General features: G+C 36.5%; 17 protein-coding genes. 12 read left to right on the forward strand and 5 right to left on the reverse strand.

Annotated features, from left to right (window positions below):
• Positions 1 to 9 precede the first annotated feature (9 nt).
• Together ACXAGJ_RS23600 and ACXAGJ_RS23605 are read right to left on the reverse strand one after the other, a co-directional pair.
• Complete coding sequence (locus ACXAGJ_RS23600) at positions 10 to 1,536, reverse strand: S41 family peptidase (protein ID WP_474843500.1); 1,527 nt, start codon at positions 1,534 to 1,536, stop codon at positions 10 to 12.
• Between the two features lie 93 nt (positions 1,537 to 1,629).
• Positions 1,630 to 3,018 carry a S41 family peptidase gene (locus tag ACXAGJ_RS23605; RefSeq protein ID WP_474843502.1) on the reverse strand — a complete coding sequence of 463 codons (1,389 nt, stop codon included), beginning with the start codon at positions 3,016 to 3,018 and terminating at the stop codon, positions 1,630 to 1,632.
• 148 nt (positions 3,019 to 3,166) lie between these two features.
• Between ACXAGJ_RS23605 and ACXAGJ_RS23610 the strand changes: the two genes are divergently transcribed.
• From ACXAGJ_RS23610 to ACXAGJ_RS23625, 4 genes are all read left to right on the forward strand, one after another.
• Positions 3,167 to 3,676 carry an RNA polymerase sigma factor gene (locus ACXAGJ_RS23610; protein WP_073315298.1) on the forward strand — a complete coding sequence of 170 codons (510 nt, stop codon included), beginning with the start codon at positions 3,167 to 3,169 and terminating at the stop codon, positions 3,674 to 3,676.
• Positions 3,663 to 4,136, forward strand: coding sequence for a hypothetical protein (locus tag ACXAGJ_RS23615; protein WP_073315297.1), 474 nt, complete (start codon positions 3,663 to 3,665; stop codon positions 4,134 to 4,136). Before ACXAGJ_RS23610 ends, ACXAGJ_RS23615 begins: the two co-directional genes overlap by 14 nt.
• 60 nt (positions 4,137 to 4,196) lie before the next feature.
• Entirely contained in the window at positions 4,197 to 4,733 is a 537-nt protein-coding gene (locus ACXAGJ_RS23620; protein ID WP_073315296.1) for a DUF4252 domain-containing protein, read from the forward strand.
• 134 nt (positions 4,734 to 4,867) lie between these two features.
• Positions 4,868 to 5,404: a DUF4252 domain-containing protein gene (locus ACXAGJ_RS23625; protein ID WP_474843505.1), complete on the forward strand. Its 537-nt coding sequence runs from the start codon at positions 4,868 to 4,870 to the stop codon at positions 5,402 to 5,404.
• Between the two features lie 305 nt (positions 5,405 to 5,709).
• Here the strand turns inward: ACXAGJ_RS23625 and purB are convergent, their stop codons facing one another.
• Complete coding sequence (gene purB / locus ACXAGJ_RS23630) at positions 5,710 to 7,053, reverse strand: adenylosuccinate lyase (protein ID WP_474843507.1); 1,344 nt, start codon at positions 7,051 to 7,053, stop codon at positions 5,710 to 5,712.
• 93 nt (positions 7,054 to 7,146) lie between these two features.
• Entirely contained in the window at positions 7,147 to 7,701 is a 555-nt protein-coding gene (locus tag ACXAGJ_RS23635) for an adenylosuccinate lyase (RefSeq protein ID WP_474843509.1), read from the reverse strand.
• Positions 7,702 to 7,869: 168 nt separating this feature from the next.
• Here ACXAGJ_RS23635 and ACXAGJ_RS23640 point away from each other — a divergent pair, with 168 nt between their 5' ends.
• Positions 7,870 to 8,391, forward strand: a complete 522-nt coding sequence (locus ACXAGJ_RS23640) for a heme-binding domain-containing protein (protein WP_474843510.1) — start codon at positions 7,870 to 7,872, stop codon at positions 8,389 to 8,391.
• 101 nt (positions 8,392 to 8,492) lie between these two features.
• Here the strand turns inward: ACXAGJ_RS23640 and ACXAGJ_RS23645 are convergent, their stop codons facing one another.
• Positions 8,493 to 9,176, reverse strand: coding sequence for an SIR2 family NAD-dependent protein deacylase (locus ACXAGJ_RS23645; RefSeq protein WP_474843512.1), 684 nt, complete (start codon positions 9,174 to 9,176; stop codon positions 8,493 to 8,495).
• A gap of 471 nt (positions 9,177 to 9,647) precedes the next feature.
• Here ACXAGJ_RS23645 and ACXAGJ_RS23650 point away from each other — a divergent pair, with 471 nt between their 5' ends.
• The 7 genes from ACXAGJ_RS23650 to ACXAGJ_RS23680 all read left to right on the forward strand — a co-directional run.
• The gene (locus ACXAGJ_RS23650; RefSeq protein WP_474843513.1) at positions 9,648 to 10,385 is read left to right on the forward strand and encodes a LytR/AlgR family response regulator transcription factor; all 738 of its coding nucleotides are present in this window, start codon (positions 9,648 to 9,650) and stop codon (positions 10,383 to 10,385) included.
• Between the two features lie 413 nt (positions 10,386 to 10,798).
• Complete coding sequence (locus ACXAGJ_RS23655) at positions 10,799 to 10,957, forward strand: hypothetical protein (RefSeq protein WP_474843515.1); 159 nt, start codon at positions 10,799 to 10,801, stop codon at positions 10,955 to 10,957.
• A 50-nt stretch (positions 10,958 to 11,007) separates the two neighbouring features.
• Positions 11,008 to 11,166 (forward strand): hypothetical protein, encoded by a 159-nt coding sequence (locus ACXAGJ_RS23660; protein ID WP_474843516.1) that lies wholly within the window; start codon positions 11,008 to 11,010, stop codon positions 11,164 to 11,166.
• 147 nt (positions 11,167 to 11,313) lie between these two features.
• Complete coding sequence (locus tag ACXAGJ_RS23665) at positions 11,314 to 13,323, forward strand: tetratricopeptide repeat-containing sensor histidine kinase (RefSeq protein ID WP_474843517.1); 2,010 nt, start codon at positions 11,314 to 11,316, stop codon at positions 13,321 to 13,323.
• 106 nt (positions 13,324 to 13,429) lie between these two features.
• On the forward strand, positions 13,430 to 14,101 hold the full coding sequence (locus tag ACXAGJ_RS23670) for a response regulator (RefSeq protein ID WP_073315289.1): 672 nt from the start codon (positions 13,430 to 13,432) through the stop codon (positions 14,099 to 14,101).
• Positions 14,102 to 14,838: 737 nt separating this feature from the next.
• Entirely contained in the window at positions 14,839 to 19,383 is a 4,545-nt protein-coding gene (locus ACXAGJ_RS23675; protein ID WP_474843519.1) for a T9SS type B sorting domain-containing protein, read from the forward strand.
• A 43-nt stretch (positions 19,384 to 19,426) separates the two neighbouring features.
• On the forward strand, positions 19,427 to 19,919 hold a 493-nt coding region (locus tag ACXAGJ_RS23680; RefSeq protein ID WP_474843521.1), incomplete at its 3' end, for a PorP/SprF family type IX secretion system membrane protein.

The raw sequence follows: 19,919 nt of genomic DNA on the forward strand, positions 1-19,919 counted from the left end.
GTTTATCTTTTACTCTTGAAAATTTAGAATAGATTTTGGGAGACCATTATGATCTAATAATAGACCTCCATAATTTGGAGATAATATTTCAGGGTACCAGTCAAGATCCTCTTCCATAAATCCACTTTTTGTTCTCACGGTAGGTACTTGATTATTAACTATATATTCAAGTGCAGCGTTCAAGAATGGCTCGTCCGACTCACCTAATACTCCTAAATTTAGAACGCTTTCAGAAAAAGGAACATCTGCAAATAGACCAGCTACAAAATCACTTACACCATCTCTGTTAGTTGCTTTTACTACTAATGGCTGTAAAGCAATGGTATGATCCGGGTTCAAATTTGCTCCATTTCTAGAGAAATCATCAGAATCATATAAGGTAATAGATCCTTGAAATTTACCAGAGGTAGTTTCGCCAATCTGAATAACATCAATATATGGATCCAAAGCATTTATCATTAATTCACTAGCCGAAGCAGAATCTTCTGTCGTTAATATATATACTCTTGTGAGATTCAAAGAATTAAAATCCGTAGTTCCATCGGCTAAAAGTTTGCTTGGAAATCTTGTAATAACAGACTCAGGATCATCAGCCTCAAAAGCAGCTTGTATTTCAGCATTGTACTCTCTTCTAAAAAAGACTTCACCATTAAATTGTCCTGTCACCATACTACCTAAATCTGCAGCAGAAGATCCAGCACCACCAGGGTTGTATCTGAAATCTAAAATTAAATCTGTGATTCCATCTGTTTTGAATTGACCGAAAGCAGTATTTAATTCATCGTCAAAATCAAAAACAAACCTGTTATACATTAAGTAACCAATTTTTTGCCCTTGGTAGTCTATTGTTTTAGATACTAAAATAGGATTTTCGGTAAATACTTCTTTCGTAAGAGAAATGGTTTGTCCTGTTTCAGTAATAGTTCCGTTATCTACAGTTACTAAATTTATAGAGTACGTGCTAGGTTCAAAAACAGCACCGAAATCTGTATTTGTAGTTAGTCTTGTCCCGTTAACAGCGTTAAAGAAATCTCCTCTCTTTACACCTTTCGTATCCGCATCAGATCCAGGGGCTACGTATCTTACATAACCTAATACATCATTAGATCCTTGAGAAGCAAGTATCAATCGAAAATTCATTCCATTGGTGGTTGAGATCCCTTGATTAAATTGTTCCCATTCAATGTAGTCATCAAGGAAGAAACTAAAAGCATCCTCATTAAAAACTTCTCCATTAACAGTAACAGTCACTTTAGACTTTAAGCCGTCATAAGTTTCCTCAGGAGAGCCAAAACCATTTAAGAATTGAAATAGTTCTTGGGTATTAGAAAACCTGTCGTTAGCTAAATCATTAACACTTGATTTATATAAGTACCAAAGGTTCATCCCTCTCCAAATAAATTCGTCGATATCTTGATCTGGGTTATTTATCACTACTGGTTCCGGTTCAGGGTCCCCATCATCACTTGAACATGAGAAGATCAATAGCAATGAAAATACATAAAGGGGTAATAATTTTAATTTGATTGTATTCATAGCTTAAATGTTAAATTTTTGTAAAAATATGGTTTTATCCAATACAACGCAATACTAACAACTGTTAATTAGTAGGTTACTATTGCAGAATTATTATTCATACATTCGCTCATATGTAGGAGAAAACATATTACTGTCTCCAATAAATTCGAGCTTAACGGTATGAGATTTTGTAGCAATTCTTGTGCCGGATATTGCGTTTAGGGCAGTTCTTAAAAGTGGTTCATCGGGATCACCAAGAACGCCTAAATTGGTAAAATCTTCTGCGATCTCAATCTCTGGTGTAAAACCATCAAAATAATCCGTAAACCCTACAGAATTAATGGATCGAAGTACCAGGGGTTGCATGGCATAGGTGTGTCCCAAATTGGCATCTTGTCTCCCAAAATCCGGAGAATCATAAACGGTACGAGATGCCTGAAATTTTCCACTGGTGTTGGTCCCCACTTGAATTACCTCTATATATGGGTCTAAACCATTAATCACCAATTCGCTGGCAGAGGCAGATCGCCCTGTGGTTAATATATATACTCTTGATAGGTTTAAACTATTGATAGCTTCTCCAGTTTTTATTTCTTGGTTAAATCGTCGTATTTGGCCAAATTGATTTTGTAGTTCGCTATTCCATTGATCAACAGTAAAGATTTCACCGTTAAATTGACCAGTAATCATACTGCTCAAATCAATAGCGGATTCTACTGATCCACCGCCATTGTAACGAACATCTAATACCAAATCTGTGATTCCTGCCGATCTTAAATCCCCAATAGCTGCATTGAGTTCATCATCAAAATCAGAAGTAAAGGCATTATACATCAAATACCCTACAAGATTCCCTCCATTATTAATGGTTTTTGAGATAAAAACAGGGTTTTCTACATAAGGTACCTTGGTTAATGAGATTGATGCTCCGGTTGGTGTAACATTGGTACCGTCGAATGTTGCCAGACCGATGGTGTACGAATCCAGATTTATTAATGCTCTAAAATTATCCTGGGTAATTTGGGTGTCATTAATCGTATTAAAAATATTACCGCGTTCTACACCCTTTGATTCTGCATCGGTATTAGGTAGTACATACCGAACATATCCAAAGACATTTCCCGAGCCATCAGGATATCGTATTAGACCGAACTCCATCCCATTGTTCATCGTCAATCCATCAAAAGACTGTTCGAGAGCCACATAATCGGCTACCAAAAAACTAAACTCATCTATATTGGATTGCAAAGCTTCAAATATAGCTTCGGGAGAAGCAAAGCTGTTTAAAAAGTTATTGTACTCCTCTTCAGAAGAAAATCGATTATTGGCCAGATCCGGAACATCGTCCTTATATAGATAGAAAGTATTCATTCCTTTCCATATAAAATCATTGATTTCTGCAACACTGGCCACAGGGACAACATCATCATTGTCGTCGAAACATCCAGTGGTGATACTTCCGAGAAGGAACATACCCACAAAATATTTGAAGTACTTCATAGCATATTTTTATATATAGCGTTAAAAATAGGGACTTTAGTATAAATTTAAAAAAGATTGTAACAAATTACAAGCATAGTCGTCTCCCTTGTATAAAGCTACCAAAACTGATACAACAGTTCGGAGTTTTACATCAACCAATCAAAAAATGAAAGAAAAGGCATTTATAACGCTTACCAATGGTTTTAAAGATAAACTATTCCGTTTAGCTAAGCGGTTACTGGTGAGTAATGAGGAGGCAGAGGATGCTACGCAAGAGGTTTTGCTGAAGTTATGGAAGAACAAAGGTAAGATGTCTGAATATAAAAATGTAGAAGCTTTTGCGATGACGATGACCAAAAATTACTGTTACGATAAGTTAAAAGCCAAAGAAACAGGCAACCTAAAAATTGTACATAGTAATTATAAAGATGAACGACCATCGTTACAAAGACAAGTTGAAGCAAAAGATAGTTTGGATTGGGTAGGTAAAATCTTAAATGGTTTGCCAGAACAACAGCGAATGATTATCCAGCTTAGAGATATAGAACAATATGATAATGCAGAAATCGCAGAAATGCTAGGGATTAATGAAACAGCAGTGAGAGTAGCATTATCTAGAGGAAGAAAAAAAATTAGAGAAGAATTATTAAAAAAACACAATTATGGAGTTGTCTAATATTGAAAAACTACTGGAAAAGTACTTTGAAGGCGAAACGACCATTTCTGAAGAAAAAGAATTAAAGGTTTATTTTACCGGAGAAACTGTGCCGTCGCATTTGGAGAGATACAAAGATTTGTTTCAGTTTTTTTCAGCAGAGAGCCATATAACCGCTACCAGGGATATTGATATTCCGGTTCAGAAAACCAATTGGTACAAGTGGGTGGGAGTAGCAGCATCTGTTGCAATTATTGCAGGGCTGTTTTTTACCAAGACACCAACCCAACCAGAGGAGTTAGGAACCTATGAAGATCCTGAAATAGCATTACAAGAAACCAAAAAGATCCTCAATATGGTTTCGCAATTAATGAATGAGGGTAAAAAGGACCTGGTGTACCTTAACGAATTTGAGACTGCCAAGCAAAATTTGGTATACCTCAATGAATTTGAAAACACCACGAATAAATTAATAAAGTAAAATACAAAAATCCATACTCCGGATCAAATAACACACAACCGGAATTAAATGTTAGTAATTATGAAAAAGTTAGTAATAGTTTTAGTTTTCGCCATAGCACCCTACATCACAAACGCGCAAGGGGCATTTGATAAATACGAAAATATGAAAGACGTATCGTCTGTAATCGTAACCAGTAAAATGTTTAAGCTATTAAGTAAAATTGATATAGAAAGTAACGATGCAGAGGTACAGGAATATATGAACCTTGTAGAAAACATTAAGAATATCAAAGTATTTGCTACTGATAATGATGAAATCGGAAAAAAGATGAGAGCAGATGTTTCTAAATACCTTAAAGGATCTACTCTAGACGAACTGATGCGAGTAAACTCTGATGGTAAAAATGTAAAATTCTACTCTAAACCAGGGCGAGACGAAGATCATGTAAGCGAATTATTTATGTTCCTTGATGGAGTAAAAGAGAGTGGAGACGGGCCTGATACAGTGGTATTAACCATCACAGGAGATATTGACTTGAAGCAAGTTTCTAAAATAGCTGATCACTTAAATGTGCCTGGTGGAGAAGAGCTTAAAAACGTAAAAAAGAATAAGTAAGACTTATTTTATATATCCGTTGTCCTTTTGAGTGGTGTTGAATCATTGGTTTGATACCACTCATTATGGCAACATCATCATCAATCAAAAACAATCAACTACTCCGAGTAATCGGAACCAAAAAAATGAAAATCATGATACAATTAATCAGAATCGCTTGCCTTGCAGCCGCAACACTTTTGGTATTTGCTAGCTGTAGCAGCGAAACATCATTACAACAATATTTTGTGGATCATCAAAATGATCAGGATTTTATAGCGGTAGACATTCCTTCTAGTCTATTAGATAAAGATGAGGTAGAACTTTCTGCAGATGAAAAAGAAACTTTAGAAAGTATCAAAAAGGTAAACTTCCTGGCATTAAAACTTACAGATGAGTTACAAGGAAGATTTGAAGAAGAAAGCGCGAAGATCAATAAGATCTTGAGCAGCGAAAAATACGAAACCTTAATGCGTATGGGGTCTAATGGGACCAAAGCTACCATTAAGTTTCAGGGTAATGAAGAAGAAATCGATGAAGTGATCGTATTTGCTACCAATTCTGAAAAGGGATTGGCTCTTGTGCGAGTATTAGGTGATAATATGAAGCCTGAAAATATTGCCAAATTAGCAAAGTCCATGGATAAAATGGATCTAAGCGCATTCAAAAAGATAGCGGAGAACTTCGATTAGTGGTCAACTGCCATTCATCACATCAAAAAACAAGAAAAGCTTTGTCATCACCGACAAAGCTTTTTTTTATTCGTACACTTCGACTCCGCTCAGTGTACTTAATTTATTTATGATAGGTACTCATCCTATCGTACACTTCGACTCCGCTCAGTGTACTTACATATTATAATAATTAATCATTGGCACGTACACTGAGCGTAGCCGAAGTGTACATTGTTTCCAGCCGAAACGCACTTTTAATTAGTGAATCCCGAATACAATATCATAATTGCGTCGGGTCGCTGAGCGTAGCCGAAGCGAAGCGACTATATCCCCGTATAATTTGCAGGAGTTACCTGTTTCAATTCAGATTTTATAGCGTCAGAAACCTCTAAAGTATCAATAAAACTAGCAATAGAGTTTTGATTGATCGCTTCATTGGTTCTGGTTAGTCCTTTTAAGGCTTCGTATGGATTAGGATATCCTTCTCTACGTAAGATAGTCTGGATAGCCTCAGCTACAACCGCCCAGTTGTTCTCCAGGTCTTCAGCAAACTTTTCTTCATTCAACAGTAGCTTATTCAATCCCTTTAGCGTAGCCTGAAAAGCAATAATTGTGTGTCCAAAAGGAACCCCTACGTTTCTTAGTACCGTACTATCGGTAAGATCACGTTGCAGTCTACTCACCGGTAGTTTGGCAGCAAGGTGCTCAAATAGGGCGTTAGCAATACCCAGATTTCCTTCACTGTTTTCAAAATCAATAGGATTAACTTTGTGTGGCATAGCCGAAGAACCTACTTCTCCTTTTTTGATCTTTTGCTTAAAATAATCCATCGATACATAAGTCCAAACATCGCGATCCAAATCCAAAAGGATAGTATTGATTCGTTTTAGTCCGTCAAATAAAGCGGCCATATGATCGTAGTGCTCAATTTGTGTGGTAGGGAAAGAGTGATGTAATCCTAATTTCTCCTGCACAAAGTCGGTTCCAAATGCTTTCCAGTCGATATCGGGATAAGCAACTTTATGCGCGTTGTAATTTCCTGTAGCACCACCAAATTTTGCTGCACTTGGGATATCTTTTAGGAGATCAAACTGCGCTTCTAATCGTGTAACGTATACCTGAAACTCTTTCCCTAAACGAGTAGGAGAGGCAGGTTGGCCGTGAGTACGAGCCAACATAGGTACGGCAGCCCACTCATTCACCAAAGATTTTAATTTTTCGAGCACTTCAAAATATTGAGGAATATATACATTGCTCATCGCTTCTTTAATACTTAAAGGAATAGCCGTGTTGTTCACATCTTGTGAGGTTAATCCAAAATGAATAAATTCTTTATACTCCTGTAAGCCTAAGGCATCGAATTGCTCTTTGATAAAATACTCTACCGCTTTTACATCGTGATTGGTTACTTTTTCGATGTCTTTTATGGCTAATGCATCTTCACTAGAAAAGTTGGTGTATATTTCTCGTAATTTGTCAAACAGCGTAGTGTCTACATCTTTAAGTTGAGGTAATGGGAGTTCGCATAAAGCAATGAAATATTCGATTTCTACCAATACGCGATACTTGATTAATGCTTCTTCGCTAAAAAATGCACTCAAGGCATTGGTTTTTGATGCATAGCGTCCATCGATAGGAGAGATAGCTTGCAAAGGAAATGTAGACATAATGTTGTGTTTTTTTTGAAAGGTGCAAAGATAAAATATAAGATTTGATTTACGGTTGATGACAGAAAAAGAATTTAAACACTTCTTTGTCAGTTATCTGAGTTTTTTTAGAATCATTCTCGATCGAGCTTTGTAAGCAGCACTTCCTGAATTATAATTGTTTTCCAGTGTTATTTTTAGTTCGGGGTGTACCCAATCAAACTCGGTACCCAAAAGATAAAGAGAGGTCATAGAATAGGCTTGTGGGGCCACTTTTTGGTCTGTAATCATCCAATCAAAACAAGTTTCGGTTATTTTTTCACGATGTTTTTGGGTAAGATGCTGTCTAACCTCAGGTTTTTTGGCTTTGTAATAGGCTAGAATCAGGTACTCATATATTTTGGCCATAGGTCGCACAGCGGGATGTTTGTAGACTTTTGGAACCAAATCTACCAGTTGATCCAAATAGGGGAGAATGGCAGCCAAATTCTTTTTGCATAAAAACTCCAAACCCCAGGAGGCTCTGCACGAAATCTCTTCATCTACCCTGGCGCAGATTTGCAACAACTCTGGTAACAATTCTGTATTGTCCAGGATGAGATGCGCAAAATCGTTTCGTTGTTCGCGAGAGTGGTTGATGGATTGTATATGTTCTTCTAGAGATATCATAATTACCTATATTATAGGATAAGGATTGCAGCAAGAAAAATAGGAAAAAATGAATTGAAAAAGGAGAAGAATAGGAGATAGTTCTTTCAAAAAACATACACTCTAATAATAATTACTTGTTAAAAGCGTTATTGTTGCTGTAACCGAAGACCATCAAATATAGCAATCATGCTCAAGAACTTTTTTATCTTACTACTGCTAGCCCTTGTGATTTCGCAGTTTTTGAGACCCGATAAAAATGAATCGAGTTATGATAGTATTACGGCTTTTGAAGAACAAGCAGCAGTCACCCCAGAAGTTCAAACGATTTTAGAAAGTCAATGTTATGATTGCCATAGCAATGTGACACGTTATCCCTGGTATATGGAGGTAAGCCCAGTTTCGCATTGGATGGCATATCAAATCGAAGAAGGAAAAGAACATTTCAATGTCTCTGAATGGGAATCCTATACCGAGAACCAACAAGATCATAAACTGGAAGAGTTTATCGAAGAGATTGAGAAAAAGGAAATGCCGTTAAAGCCATATACCTGGATTCATGGTGAATTGTCCAATACTGACGCCGAACGGTTAATCAGTTGGGCGAAACAACGTAGAGAAAAGCCAATAATCCCAGAAGAAGATACTACAAATGTTAAGGAAATGGATTCATTACAAGTAGAAACATCCAACACCCTAACCACTAAATAAACAGATACAACAATTTGCTTATTTTGAAAGCGCCTGTCATTCTTAGCCTGCATGTTTGCAGGCTTCGAGTGACATTATTTTTTATAGCAATAACGTTTTTGCTATGGGTTTAATAGTTGATCAACGATCTTAGGCACTCCTGTAGAGGCTTTTTCTGCAATTACCGTAAGTTTCTCTGAAGGGGATACCGCTGGATTAGGATCGATAAAATACACAGGAGCTTGGTAGGGAGCATATTGCAATAAGCCAGCAGCAGGGTACACCTGCATCGAGGTCCCGATAATTAGCAATACATCGGCTCTTTCGGTGATAGTAATGGCCTTATCCATCATCGGCACATCTTCGCCAAACCACACGATGTGTGGCCGTAGTTGGGATTGATGTTCGCATAGATCACCGAGGTTTAGGTCTTCTTTCCAATCCAATACTAGGTTTTCATCAAACTGACTTCTTACTTTTAATAGTTCCCCATGCAAATGGATGACTTGTGAACTCCCGGCTTGCTCATGCAGATTGTCTACATTTTGAGTAATGATGGTAACATCATGGGTTTCTTCCAGAGTAACCAGAGCTTCATGGCCCGCATTGGGAGCTACAGTAAGTAGTTGCTGCCGTCTTTTGTTATAAAAGTCGAGTACCAATTCGGGATTATTACGCCAGCCGATAGGGGAGGCGACTTCCATAATATCGTGCCCTTCCCAAAGACCATTGGCATCTCTAAAGGTGCTAATACCGCTTTCGGCACTAATTCCTGCACCTGTAAGTACTACTATTTTTTTCTTCATATATAATAGGTATCTGTATAGATAGGATAAAGCTATTTAAAATGTTTTAGAAACCCCGGAAAACTAAGATCATTTTTTAAGACAATTTAATGGGCTATTTGAGTACTTAAAATTGTAAAAAACGGGCTGCATTTTGTATCAGAAAAACGATGGGAAGGGTAATACTTGTGTTAAAAAACTATAAAATCATACCCTTCGTCTATGATTTTTGGTGCCTCAACCCTTATTTTTGCGTCTTTTTTGAAAATAACATACTTAAACCCAATTTTTTCCGTTTGAATACCGGTTATTTTTCATCGATAAAAAGCTAATATAACCCGACAAAATACAATTTGTAACTAATTGATTTCAAATGGTTTCCGTATTAATATTACGGTAAAACCGTATCATAAAAAATTCGAAAAATCCTATCTTGTAAGTAGAATAATGCAGTGCTTATTTACCAACGCCAATTTACTAATCTCATACCCTATGAAATATCCCTATGTAATCATTGATAATGATCAAAACGTCGTGGACACCATCCAGATCGCCCTAGAAGAAAAACCGGATTATATTTGCACCGGAATTGCAAAAAATGAACAGGAAGCATTGGATCTAATTTTGGAAAGAAGACCGCGTTTAGTCTTTCTAGAACCAGAGGTTCCTGGCGATAACTGCGAGAAGACAAAATATGCTTTAACCACAGAATTGTCTAAGTATATGTCTAGTATGCCAGAGTTTATTGTAGTTACCAAAACGTCTGACTATGCCATAGAGGGAATACGCAATCGTATATTGGATTATATCTTAAAACCATTAAGCAAAAGCCAGATTACCAAAACCTTGATGCGTTTCGAAAAAGATTTCGACCATCACACAGATACCACTTTATGTTTCAAATCGTATGGGGATTATCGATTTGTAGACGTAGAAGAGGTGTTGTATTTGAAGGCGGATAACAATACAACCGACTTTATTATGAGTAATGGAAACAAGGTAGAAGCATTTAAAACTCTAAAACATTTTCAAGAATTATTACCGGATCATTTTGTAAGAATTCACAACAGTTATATCATTAATACACGTTATGTTTCTCGTATCCATTTTGGGAAAGCAAAATGTGCGATAAAGAATACAAATGATATGATTCCATTTTCAAAATCCTACAAAAATACGGTAGAAGAGATCAAAGATAATTTGGCAAAGAATAGCTTGGTGCAGGTTTGATATTAACATAGCTTTATTATAACATTAACCGATAGATAACTACTTCTATCGGTTTTTTTTGTTAAAACAGCTTTTGCTGAAACTTGTTAACATTTGTAAGAAAATACGTATATATTTTCTAATTTTTTAAAATCTGTTCATCTACCCGTATAATCGGTCCATCCACTTCTAACTTCTGTCCATCTACTAAACGTACCTATTTATTCTGGGCGCGCGTGGGATTTTGGCCTACATTTGTAGTGTACAATCAAGGTTATCAAGTAGTTACAATTTAATTACTATTAATCATAAACTATTTTTCACGTGCACGGTGAGCCCCAGAATAAAAATGATTTTTTTTAAAATCACCCCCCGAAAGCTTAAACAACTTTCGTTTTAAAATACAAGTATTAAACTATAAAAAGACAACAACTATGAAAACTATAAAGACTTTATTCGCAATATTATTTTTAAGTACATTTTTTATCGCATGTGAGGCTGATTCAGCAAGTGAAGAGGTAGGGATTGAAGATATGGAAAATGTATTTAGTATGAATGAAGAGGAAGAAGGAGCTACTGATCCACAAGGATAATCTAATAACCAATAAAGAAAACATTTTAACAAACTTATATACTACATATTATGAAAACTATAAAAACATTATTCGCTATATTATTTCTGACAACTTTATTTTTAGCATGTGAAACAGACAACGTTAATGAGGAGATTGGTTTCGATGAAACAGAGTTGGATATTTATGGATCAGAAGAAGAGGAAGGTAGAACCCAACCAGCTAATTAAAATACATAAATATTATTTTATTCCAGAGCCTAATTTTATTTAGGCTCTTTTTCTATTTTTACTTTTTTCTTGAACTTGATTTTTATAAATTGAAAAAAAAATGAATTAAAAATGTTTAAGAGTTTTTTTGTCATATTACTATTCCTAATGATCTGTTTAATTGGATGTAACGAGTCTGATAAATCTTTAGATGATAAACAAAGATTGAAGTCTGATTTGATAGTGTCGTATATAGAAAATGCCAAAAATAGAGATAACTCACTGAAGGAACGTCGAGAAAATTTAGATAAGGCTTATGCATTTTGTTCTACCCTCGAAAATAGTCCATTTAAGGCAGAGAAAATTCATGAGATTTCTTTCGTTTATTACGGTTTAAGTGATCTTGAGGAATATAAAAGGCTTAATGAAAGAGCTTTAAAAATATCTAGTTCGATTGGAGATTCGGTGAATATGGCCAAATCCCATTTTCTTGTAGGATTATATTATAGAATATCAGATTTAGAGATTGCTTTCAAGAATTTTTATGAAGCAGACAAAATTTATTCTTTACTAAATCCTGTAAAATATAATTCAAAAGAAATAGCATTTGATCATGGAAAGGTTTTAATTGATATTGCTCAAATACTTAGAAGAGTGAAAGACTATGGAGAAAGTGAATCTGTTACAATTGACGCAATTAAAAAGTTTGAATTATCTGAAAATGAAAAATACTTACCACTGTGTTATACGAATTTAGGTACAATTGCTAAATACTTTGAAAAATATGATGAAGCAATAGATTATTATTATAAAACTATAGATTTTGCAAAGGGAACAGATAGGGAAGTTCAGGAAAAGTTAACGGCCTACAATAATATCGGGACAGTATATAAATCACAAAAGAATTACGATAAGGCAAAAGAATATTATAATAAAGCTTTGAAACACCAGGCCTTTTTAGCTAAAAGACCTAAACGACATGCAAGACTAATTGATAATTTAGCATATGTAAATTTTCTGTCACAGGATACAACTTTGGTTCCAAATCTTTTTTTTAAGGCACTGAATATAAGGGATAGTATAAATGATGAATATGGGACATCTACAAATACGTTACACTTGGCAGAATATTATAAATCAATTGGGAAGGATAGTGTATCAAGGGTTTATGGAGAGAAATGTGTTACGTTAGCTTCTAAACTTCAAAAAAATGAGGAATTGCTAAAAGCTTATGAAATTCTTTCTAACGTAAGTGAAAGTCAAGAAGGATTAAATTATGCTCATGATTATATTAAACTTAATGATAGTCTAATTAAAGAAGAAAGATTATTTCGTGATAAATTTGCTCGTATTCAATTTGAAACAGAACAAATTGAAGCTAAAAATTTGAAGATTAGTAAGGAAAACGAAATCCTAATCATTGCTATCTTAGGATTAACCGCCTTATTCTTATTGGGATATATCATATTTAGACAACAACAAAGCAATAAAGAATTACTTTTTGCGCAAACCCAACAAGAAGCCAATCAGGAGATTTATCGATTGCTACTCAATCAGCAGATCAAACTAGAAGAGGGTCGACAGCTCGAACAACAACGTATGTCCGAAGAATTGCATGACGGGGTACTGGGGCGATTGTTTGGAGTACGACTTAGTCTGGATGGGATCAACCAACGTGCTAATGATGGTTTTACCGAGGCCAGAAACAAATATATAGAAGAACTCAAATCTATAGAAAAAGAAATCCGTTTGATTTCTCACGATTTGGGTACAGAGTCTTTACCATCAGATGTAGCATATATCGATGCGGTAGAGAGTTTAATCAGCGATCTCTGCGATGTGAATGAAATTAATTTCGAATTTAATAATGACGAAAACATCGATTGGGAGCATATCGATGATCAGAAAAAGGTCAACTTATTCAGGATTTTACAGGAATCTTTGCAGAATATTTTTAAACATGCACAAGCAGAAAGTATAAAAATTAATTTCGATTATATAGAAGATAAAATAAATCTTACTATCTTGGATGATGGAATAGGATTCAAGAGTGCCAAGGTCAAAAAAGGAATTGGTCTAAAGAATATCACCTCAAGGGTCAGTCAAATGAGTGGAGTAGTTCAGTTTTTAAGCAATACCAATGCAGGAACAACAGTGTCAGTTAGTGTTCCAGTTTAAAAATGTCGAACAACAATTCTTTATGAACCGTTATACTATTTAATTTCTTTTGTAGTTAAATTAGGATAACCTTCGTTTTGAAGACTAATAAACATAAATTTTTGAAATGAAAAAAAAGCTAAAAGTTCTTATGATTGATGATCACCCTATGATCATCGAAGGGTATAAGAATACCTTGTTAGGAGAAAATCAAAAAGAGTATCAAATCAAGATTGACATCGCATCCAATTGCGATGATGCCTACGATAGGATCGTCAAGTCTGCAGAGGGTACCGCTTATGATATGCTTTTTGTGGATATTAAGTTACCCCCCTCAGAAGATGGACGTATCACTTCTGGAGAAGATCTAGCTAAGCATGCCAAGGAGTTATTACCAAAAGCCAAGATTATCATATTAACGATGCATCGAGAGGATCATAGGATTCATAATATCTTAAAGAATATTAATCCTGCGGGATTCTTAATTAAGAGTGATCTTACTTCTAGCGAGTTACTATTAGCCTTTAATAATATTGTAAAAGGAAAAGCGTATTACAGTGCCACTGTGAATGATCATTTCAGAAAAATGATGACCAACAAGTTCTCTTTGGATGAAAAGAACTTAAAAATATTATATCACTTATCTCGTGGGGTAAAAACCAAAAATTTACCTAATTATGTAAGCTTATCCTTAAGCGCTATAGAGAAAAGAAAAAATCAAATCAAAGAGATGTTTTCTATTGCCAAGGCCGATGATCAAAAGTTGTTGGAAGAAGCAAGAAAAAGAGGATTTATATAATCTGATCTCTCAAAATATAAGAAAAAGGCTATCATTTATGGATAGCCTTTTTTATTTGCTAATGTGTGTTGTTTTTCAATGGTTATATTCCGAAGGTAATTGGTATAGTTATGAGAATAACCTATAATCCTTTCATGGATATTAACCTGATTTTATAGCTTATTTCGTACTTGTGTATGTAAGAAAAAACTGGATTTATTGGGTTCGCTACGTTAAAACCGTATTTTAAGTAGAACTTTTTTTGCGAATTTCGTAATTATCTATACTTTTACCTCCATAATTAAAACCTAAAACACACATTTTATCAAACTCAATTAAACGCTTATAGAAAAAAATACGCTTGCAACTACAACTTGATTTTCTCCCCCACTCATTACAGATAGTGCATACCCAGTTTATGTCGTTGTAGTCCTTTTCTATGTTTCATGTAAGTTTCCGATAAAATTTTTTAGGTAAAGAAGAATAAGTGCAATGTATTGCTCCCCAAAGATATGTTGTATACGTAGCAGAGTTTTCCTGGTATTCCTGGAATCACTGTGATTAAAATGAGTAAGTATTAAATATCAAACATAGTAAGGACTGGATAGTACAACAGTATTGTTGTTATTCTTGGTCATTACTCAAAAGGATAAAAGACCGCTTTACGAAGTTCAAAGATCTTTGGAGTGATAAAGTAGTTTTATTGAATAGGGAAACAATAATTAAATAGAGCACATTGTCAAAAGGAATTTAAATTTATGGGGGAAATTTACATGACTAAAAATCGACTAGTATTGGTAGTCGCAATACTTTGGGGGGTTACAATGAGTTATGGTCAGGCAACAGATACCGATGGGGATACGGTATTGGATACTGTAGACCGAGATGACGATAACGATGGGATTTTGGATACTGCCGAGTGTCCAGCTCAATATGCTACTTACGATAGTTCGGTAATCTCTGGGATGACAGGACCTGTAGAAACCATTACAGGTATAGACTTACCATCTTTGAATACTTCTGCAACCTTAACTATTACTGAAGATGGAGGAGACCTTATCGACTTGGCTATTGGATCTCCACCGATTGGAGTGTTTAATGGTGCAGAGCATACACCTATGCCCAATACTACAGTAGAAAGTATATCCATTCGGGCTGATAATCAAAATACAGCAGGCAACGATGTAGATTTTGTATTGACCTTTGATCGCCCGATTTTCGAAATCATATTTCAATTTCGAAGTGTAGAACGATCCAATTACCAATTTACTGGAGCACAACATACCGAAGAATTGGTATCTTCAAATGGATTAATGACTTATGTGGCGGGTACAAGAACCTTAGATAACACAAATAATCCGGTACCGCCAGAATTTGGTGGTAGTGGAAGTCTTAGGATTACTGCTACAAGTCCCACTGGGATGACACAAATTGAATGGTCTTTTGTAGATAATCCTATCAATCCAAATACTGCAGATATTAGTTTAATTACGTTTTCTGCTGAATGTGATTTTGATGGTGATAATATTGTGAATCGTTTAGATTTGGACAGTGACAATGATGGGATATACGATGTGGTAGAAGCAGGTGGAGTAGATGCCGATAATAATGGAACTCATGATGACAATGACGATAATGCAAATAATACAGCCACCAACGGAATACCTTCTGACGCTAATTTTGGTACAGGGATTAACAACCCAATAGATACACTAGCCGATGGTAGTGATGACTTTGTGAATTTGGATAGCGATAATGATGGTTGTAGCGATGCTAATGAAGCTTATGATAGTGCTACAGCAGATGGGGGAGATACCGGAGTATTTGGAGTAGATCCTGCTAGTGCAACTACTATTGTGAATGCCAGTGGAGTAGTGACGGCAGCACTACCTTATGCCGCTCCTGCAGATAGTGATACCAATACGACTTTAGATTTTAGGGAAGATGGTCCGGATAGTGATAGCGATGGAATAGTGGATGCTTGTGATCTGTTTTTAAACGATGTAGATGGTGACGGAGTAGGAGATAGTGTGGATAGAGATGATGATAATGATGGAATTTTGGATATAACCGAAAATAGCTTGGGAGTTGATCCATCTGCAGATGCTGATGCAGATACAATTCCTAACTATGAAGATTTTGATGATAATGGGACAGTAACTCCACCGGTTTGTTTAGACGCTGATTTAAATGGCATTTGTGACACCTTAGATCCTACGTTTGATAATGACGGAGATGGAATACCGAATCATTTTGATTTGGATTCTGATAATGATGGAATTCCGGATAACGTTGAAGCACAAAGTACCGGAGGCTATATTGCGCCAGTAGCAACTACACCTGCAGAGTTTGTGACCAATAATGGAATCAATAATGCGTATTTGGCAGGGCCTGGACTCACTCCTGTAAACTCTGATGATCCCGCAGATACCACACCAGATTATTGGGATACTGATAGTGATAATGATACGGTTCTGGATATTGTTGAAAATGGAGATACAGACAATAGTATTGTTGTCTTTGCTGATGCCGATGGTGATGGGATTGATGATCTTTTCGACACGGTAGATAATAGTGTCGTTTGGGATGTAAATGATGCTGTGACCATAGGAACAATTGCAGATTTACAAACCGTATATGGAGATTTTGATAATGATGCAGCACCAACACCTGTAGTGTTAACAAGTGACCTTTCCTTTAGAGATAATTGTCAGATTAACGCAGGAGTAATTGCGGCTGATCAGACCATTTGCGAAGGAGATGATCCTGTGGCTTTTACTGAAACTACAGCGGCGAGCATTGATTTTGGAGCAATAAGTTACCAATGGCAGAGTAGTACTACAAATGCTACCACTGGTTTTACAAATATCGCAGGGGCCAATGGTAACACATTCGATAGTCCTGTCTTAACTCAGGATACCTGGTTCAAACGAATAGATACAAATACGTTAAATGGTGTTTCTTGTGCTGTAGAAACCAATGTAATAGCAGTTACTGTGAATAATATTACAGCTGGTGTTATTGCAGCCGATCAGACTCTTTGTGAAGGTGAAGATCCAGTAGCATTTACAGAAACTACAGGTACTATAGCTGATGGTGGTATTAGCTACCATTGGCAAAGCAGTACCACAGGTGCTACAGGGCCATTTGCCAATATTGCCGGAGCCATCAATCCAGTGTATGATAGTCCGGTGTTGACTCAAGATACCTGGTTCCGAAGGGTGGATACCTCACTTTTGAATACAGTAAGTTGTACGGCTATTACCAATGTAATTGCTGTTACGGTAAATAATTTTACGATAGGGACGATCGCAGGAGATCAAACACTATGCGAAGGAGATGATCCAGTTGCTTTTACCGAAACTGCAGTTACCGTAGCGGATGGAACCTTAACCTTTCAGTGGCAGAGCAGTACAACCAATGCCACCACTGGTTTTACTGACATAGCAGGAGCAACAAACAATACTTATGATAGTCCTGCATTGACACAAGATACTTGGTTTAGACGAGTAGATACTAATACTTTAAATGGAATACCTTGTATAGTAGAAACCAATGTAGTTGCAGTTACGATCAATAACATTACAGCTGGTACTATAACTGCTGATCAAACCTTTTGCGTAGGTGGAGATCCGCTTGCATTTACGGAGACTGGTGGTGCTGTAGCAGATGGGGGTGTTACGTATCAATGGCAAAGTAGTACAACAGGACCAACCGGGTCTTTTACAGATATTGCTGGAGCTACTGGAGCTACTTATGATAGCCCTGCCTTGACTGAAGATACCTGGTTTCAAAGAGTAGATACATCCACACTTAACACTGTGGCGTGTAGTGTAGAAACCAATGTCATAGAAGTTCAAATTAATACCATCGTTGCAGGTGTAATAGCAGCAGATCAAAGTGTTATTGCTGGAGGTGATCCTGCTGCATTTACCGAGACAACCTCCACGATTGCAGATGGTGTATTAACTTATCAATGGCAAGTAAGTACAGTTAGTGCTACTGGTCCTTTTACTGATATTCCTGGTGCAACAAGTGCAATATACGACAGTCTTGTATTAACAGCAGATTCATGGTTTAGAAGAATAGATACCAGTACACTTAATGGGGTGGTTTGTACAGAAATCACAAACCTACTTCGTATCATTATTGATAGTGATGGGGATGACGTGCCTGATGCGGTAGATATGGATGACGACAATGACGGAATTACGGATGTTGAAGAGCAAAATGGAGATCCCGCTTTGGATACGGATAATGATGGTTTGGTAGACCGAGTGGATATTGATGCTGATGGGGATGGTGTAAATGATGTAGCTGAAGCTGGTCATGGACAAATTGATATGGATGGAGACGGAAGGTTAGAGGGGCCATTTGGAAACGATGGTGTTCCAGATGTGGTGCAGGATGATCCGGATTCGGGATTGGTAAATTATACACTTCAGGATACAGATAATGATACCACTGATGATTTCCAAGATATCGATGATGATGGAGATAACGTGGCAACTATTGATGAGAATCCTAATCCAGATGGAGATGGTAATCCAGATACCGGAGAAACTCAGGATACAGATTTGGATGGTATTTACGATTATTTGGATATCGATGATGATGGGGATGGAATCTATACTGTTTTTGAGGATTACGATAATGATAATAATCCGCTAAATGAAGATACAGACGGAGATGGCGTTCCCGATTTTATAGATGTAGATGATGATGGAGATGGGGTATTTACACAGTTTGAAGGAGTAAATGCAGATGGAGATGGAAATCCGAATACGGGAGAGCTCATGGATACCGATTGTGAGATCGATAACAATTGTGATAATACTCCTGATTATTTGGATAATGATGACGATGGAGATGGTTTGTTAACCCAAGATGAAGATCCAGATCTGAATGGAGATGGAGACCCTGAAGATGCCGTAGATACTGATGGAAATGGTACTCCGGATTATTTACAACCAAATGATAATACGGTTCCTGAAGGTGAGGATGGCATTACGGTATTTACAGGAATGTCGCCCAATGGGGACGGACTTAATGACGTATTTATTATCCAAGGGATTCAAGGTTTACAAAACAGAGTAGAAATCTTTAATCGTTGGGGAGGAAAAGTGTTTGAATCGGATAATTACGGTAGAAATGATAATTTCTTTAGAGGTATGGCTTCTTCAGGAATAACGGTTAAAGAAAACGATCAGTTACCAGTGGGAACCTATTTTTATGTGTTAGAATATGTTCTGGAAACTGGAGAACAAAAAAGCAGAGCAGGATATTTATATATTAATAGATAAGCAATAAAATCATAGCCCTATAATCGAAAAATAGAATATGTGTATGAAAAAAATACTAACTTTAGCTGTACTCCTTTTGACAATTTTTGTTGAACAAGTTCAAGGGCAGCAGGATGCACAGTATACCCAGTATATGTACAATACGATTAGTGTAAATCCGGCCTATGCTGGTAGTCGAGGCGTTTTGAGTGTTATGGGTCTTCACCGCAGCCAGTGGGTTGGATTGGATGGAGCTCCTCGTACTCAGACTTTAACCTTGAATACTCCTATTGGAGATTCAGAGCGTTTGGGATTGGGACTCTCTATTGTCAACGATGAGATCGGTCCTACCGATGAGACCTTTATAGGAGTTGATTTTTCATATACGATTCCTACTTCTGAGTATGGAAAGCTGAGTTTTGGATTGAAAGGAGGTGCTCATTTGTTGAATGTTGATTTTCAGGAATTGACTCAGTTCAATCAAAATGATGCCTTGTTTGAGAACAATATTGATAATAAATTTAGTCCTCAGGTAGGAATTGGAGTGTATTATCACA

This window comes from Aquimarina sp. AWH4_224 (assembly GCF_056160245.1).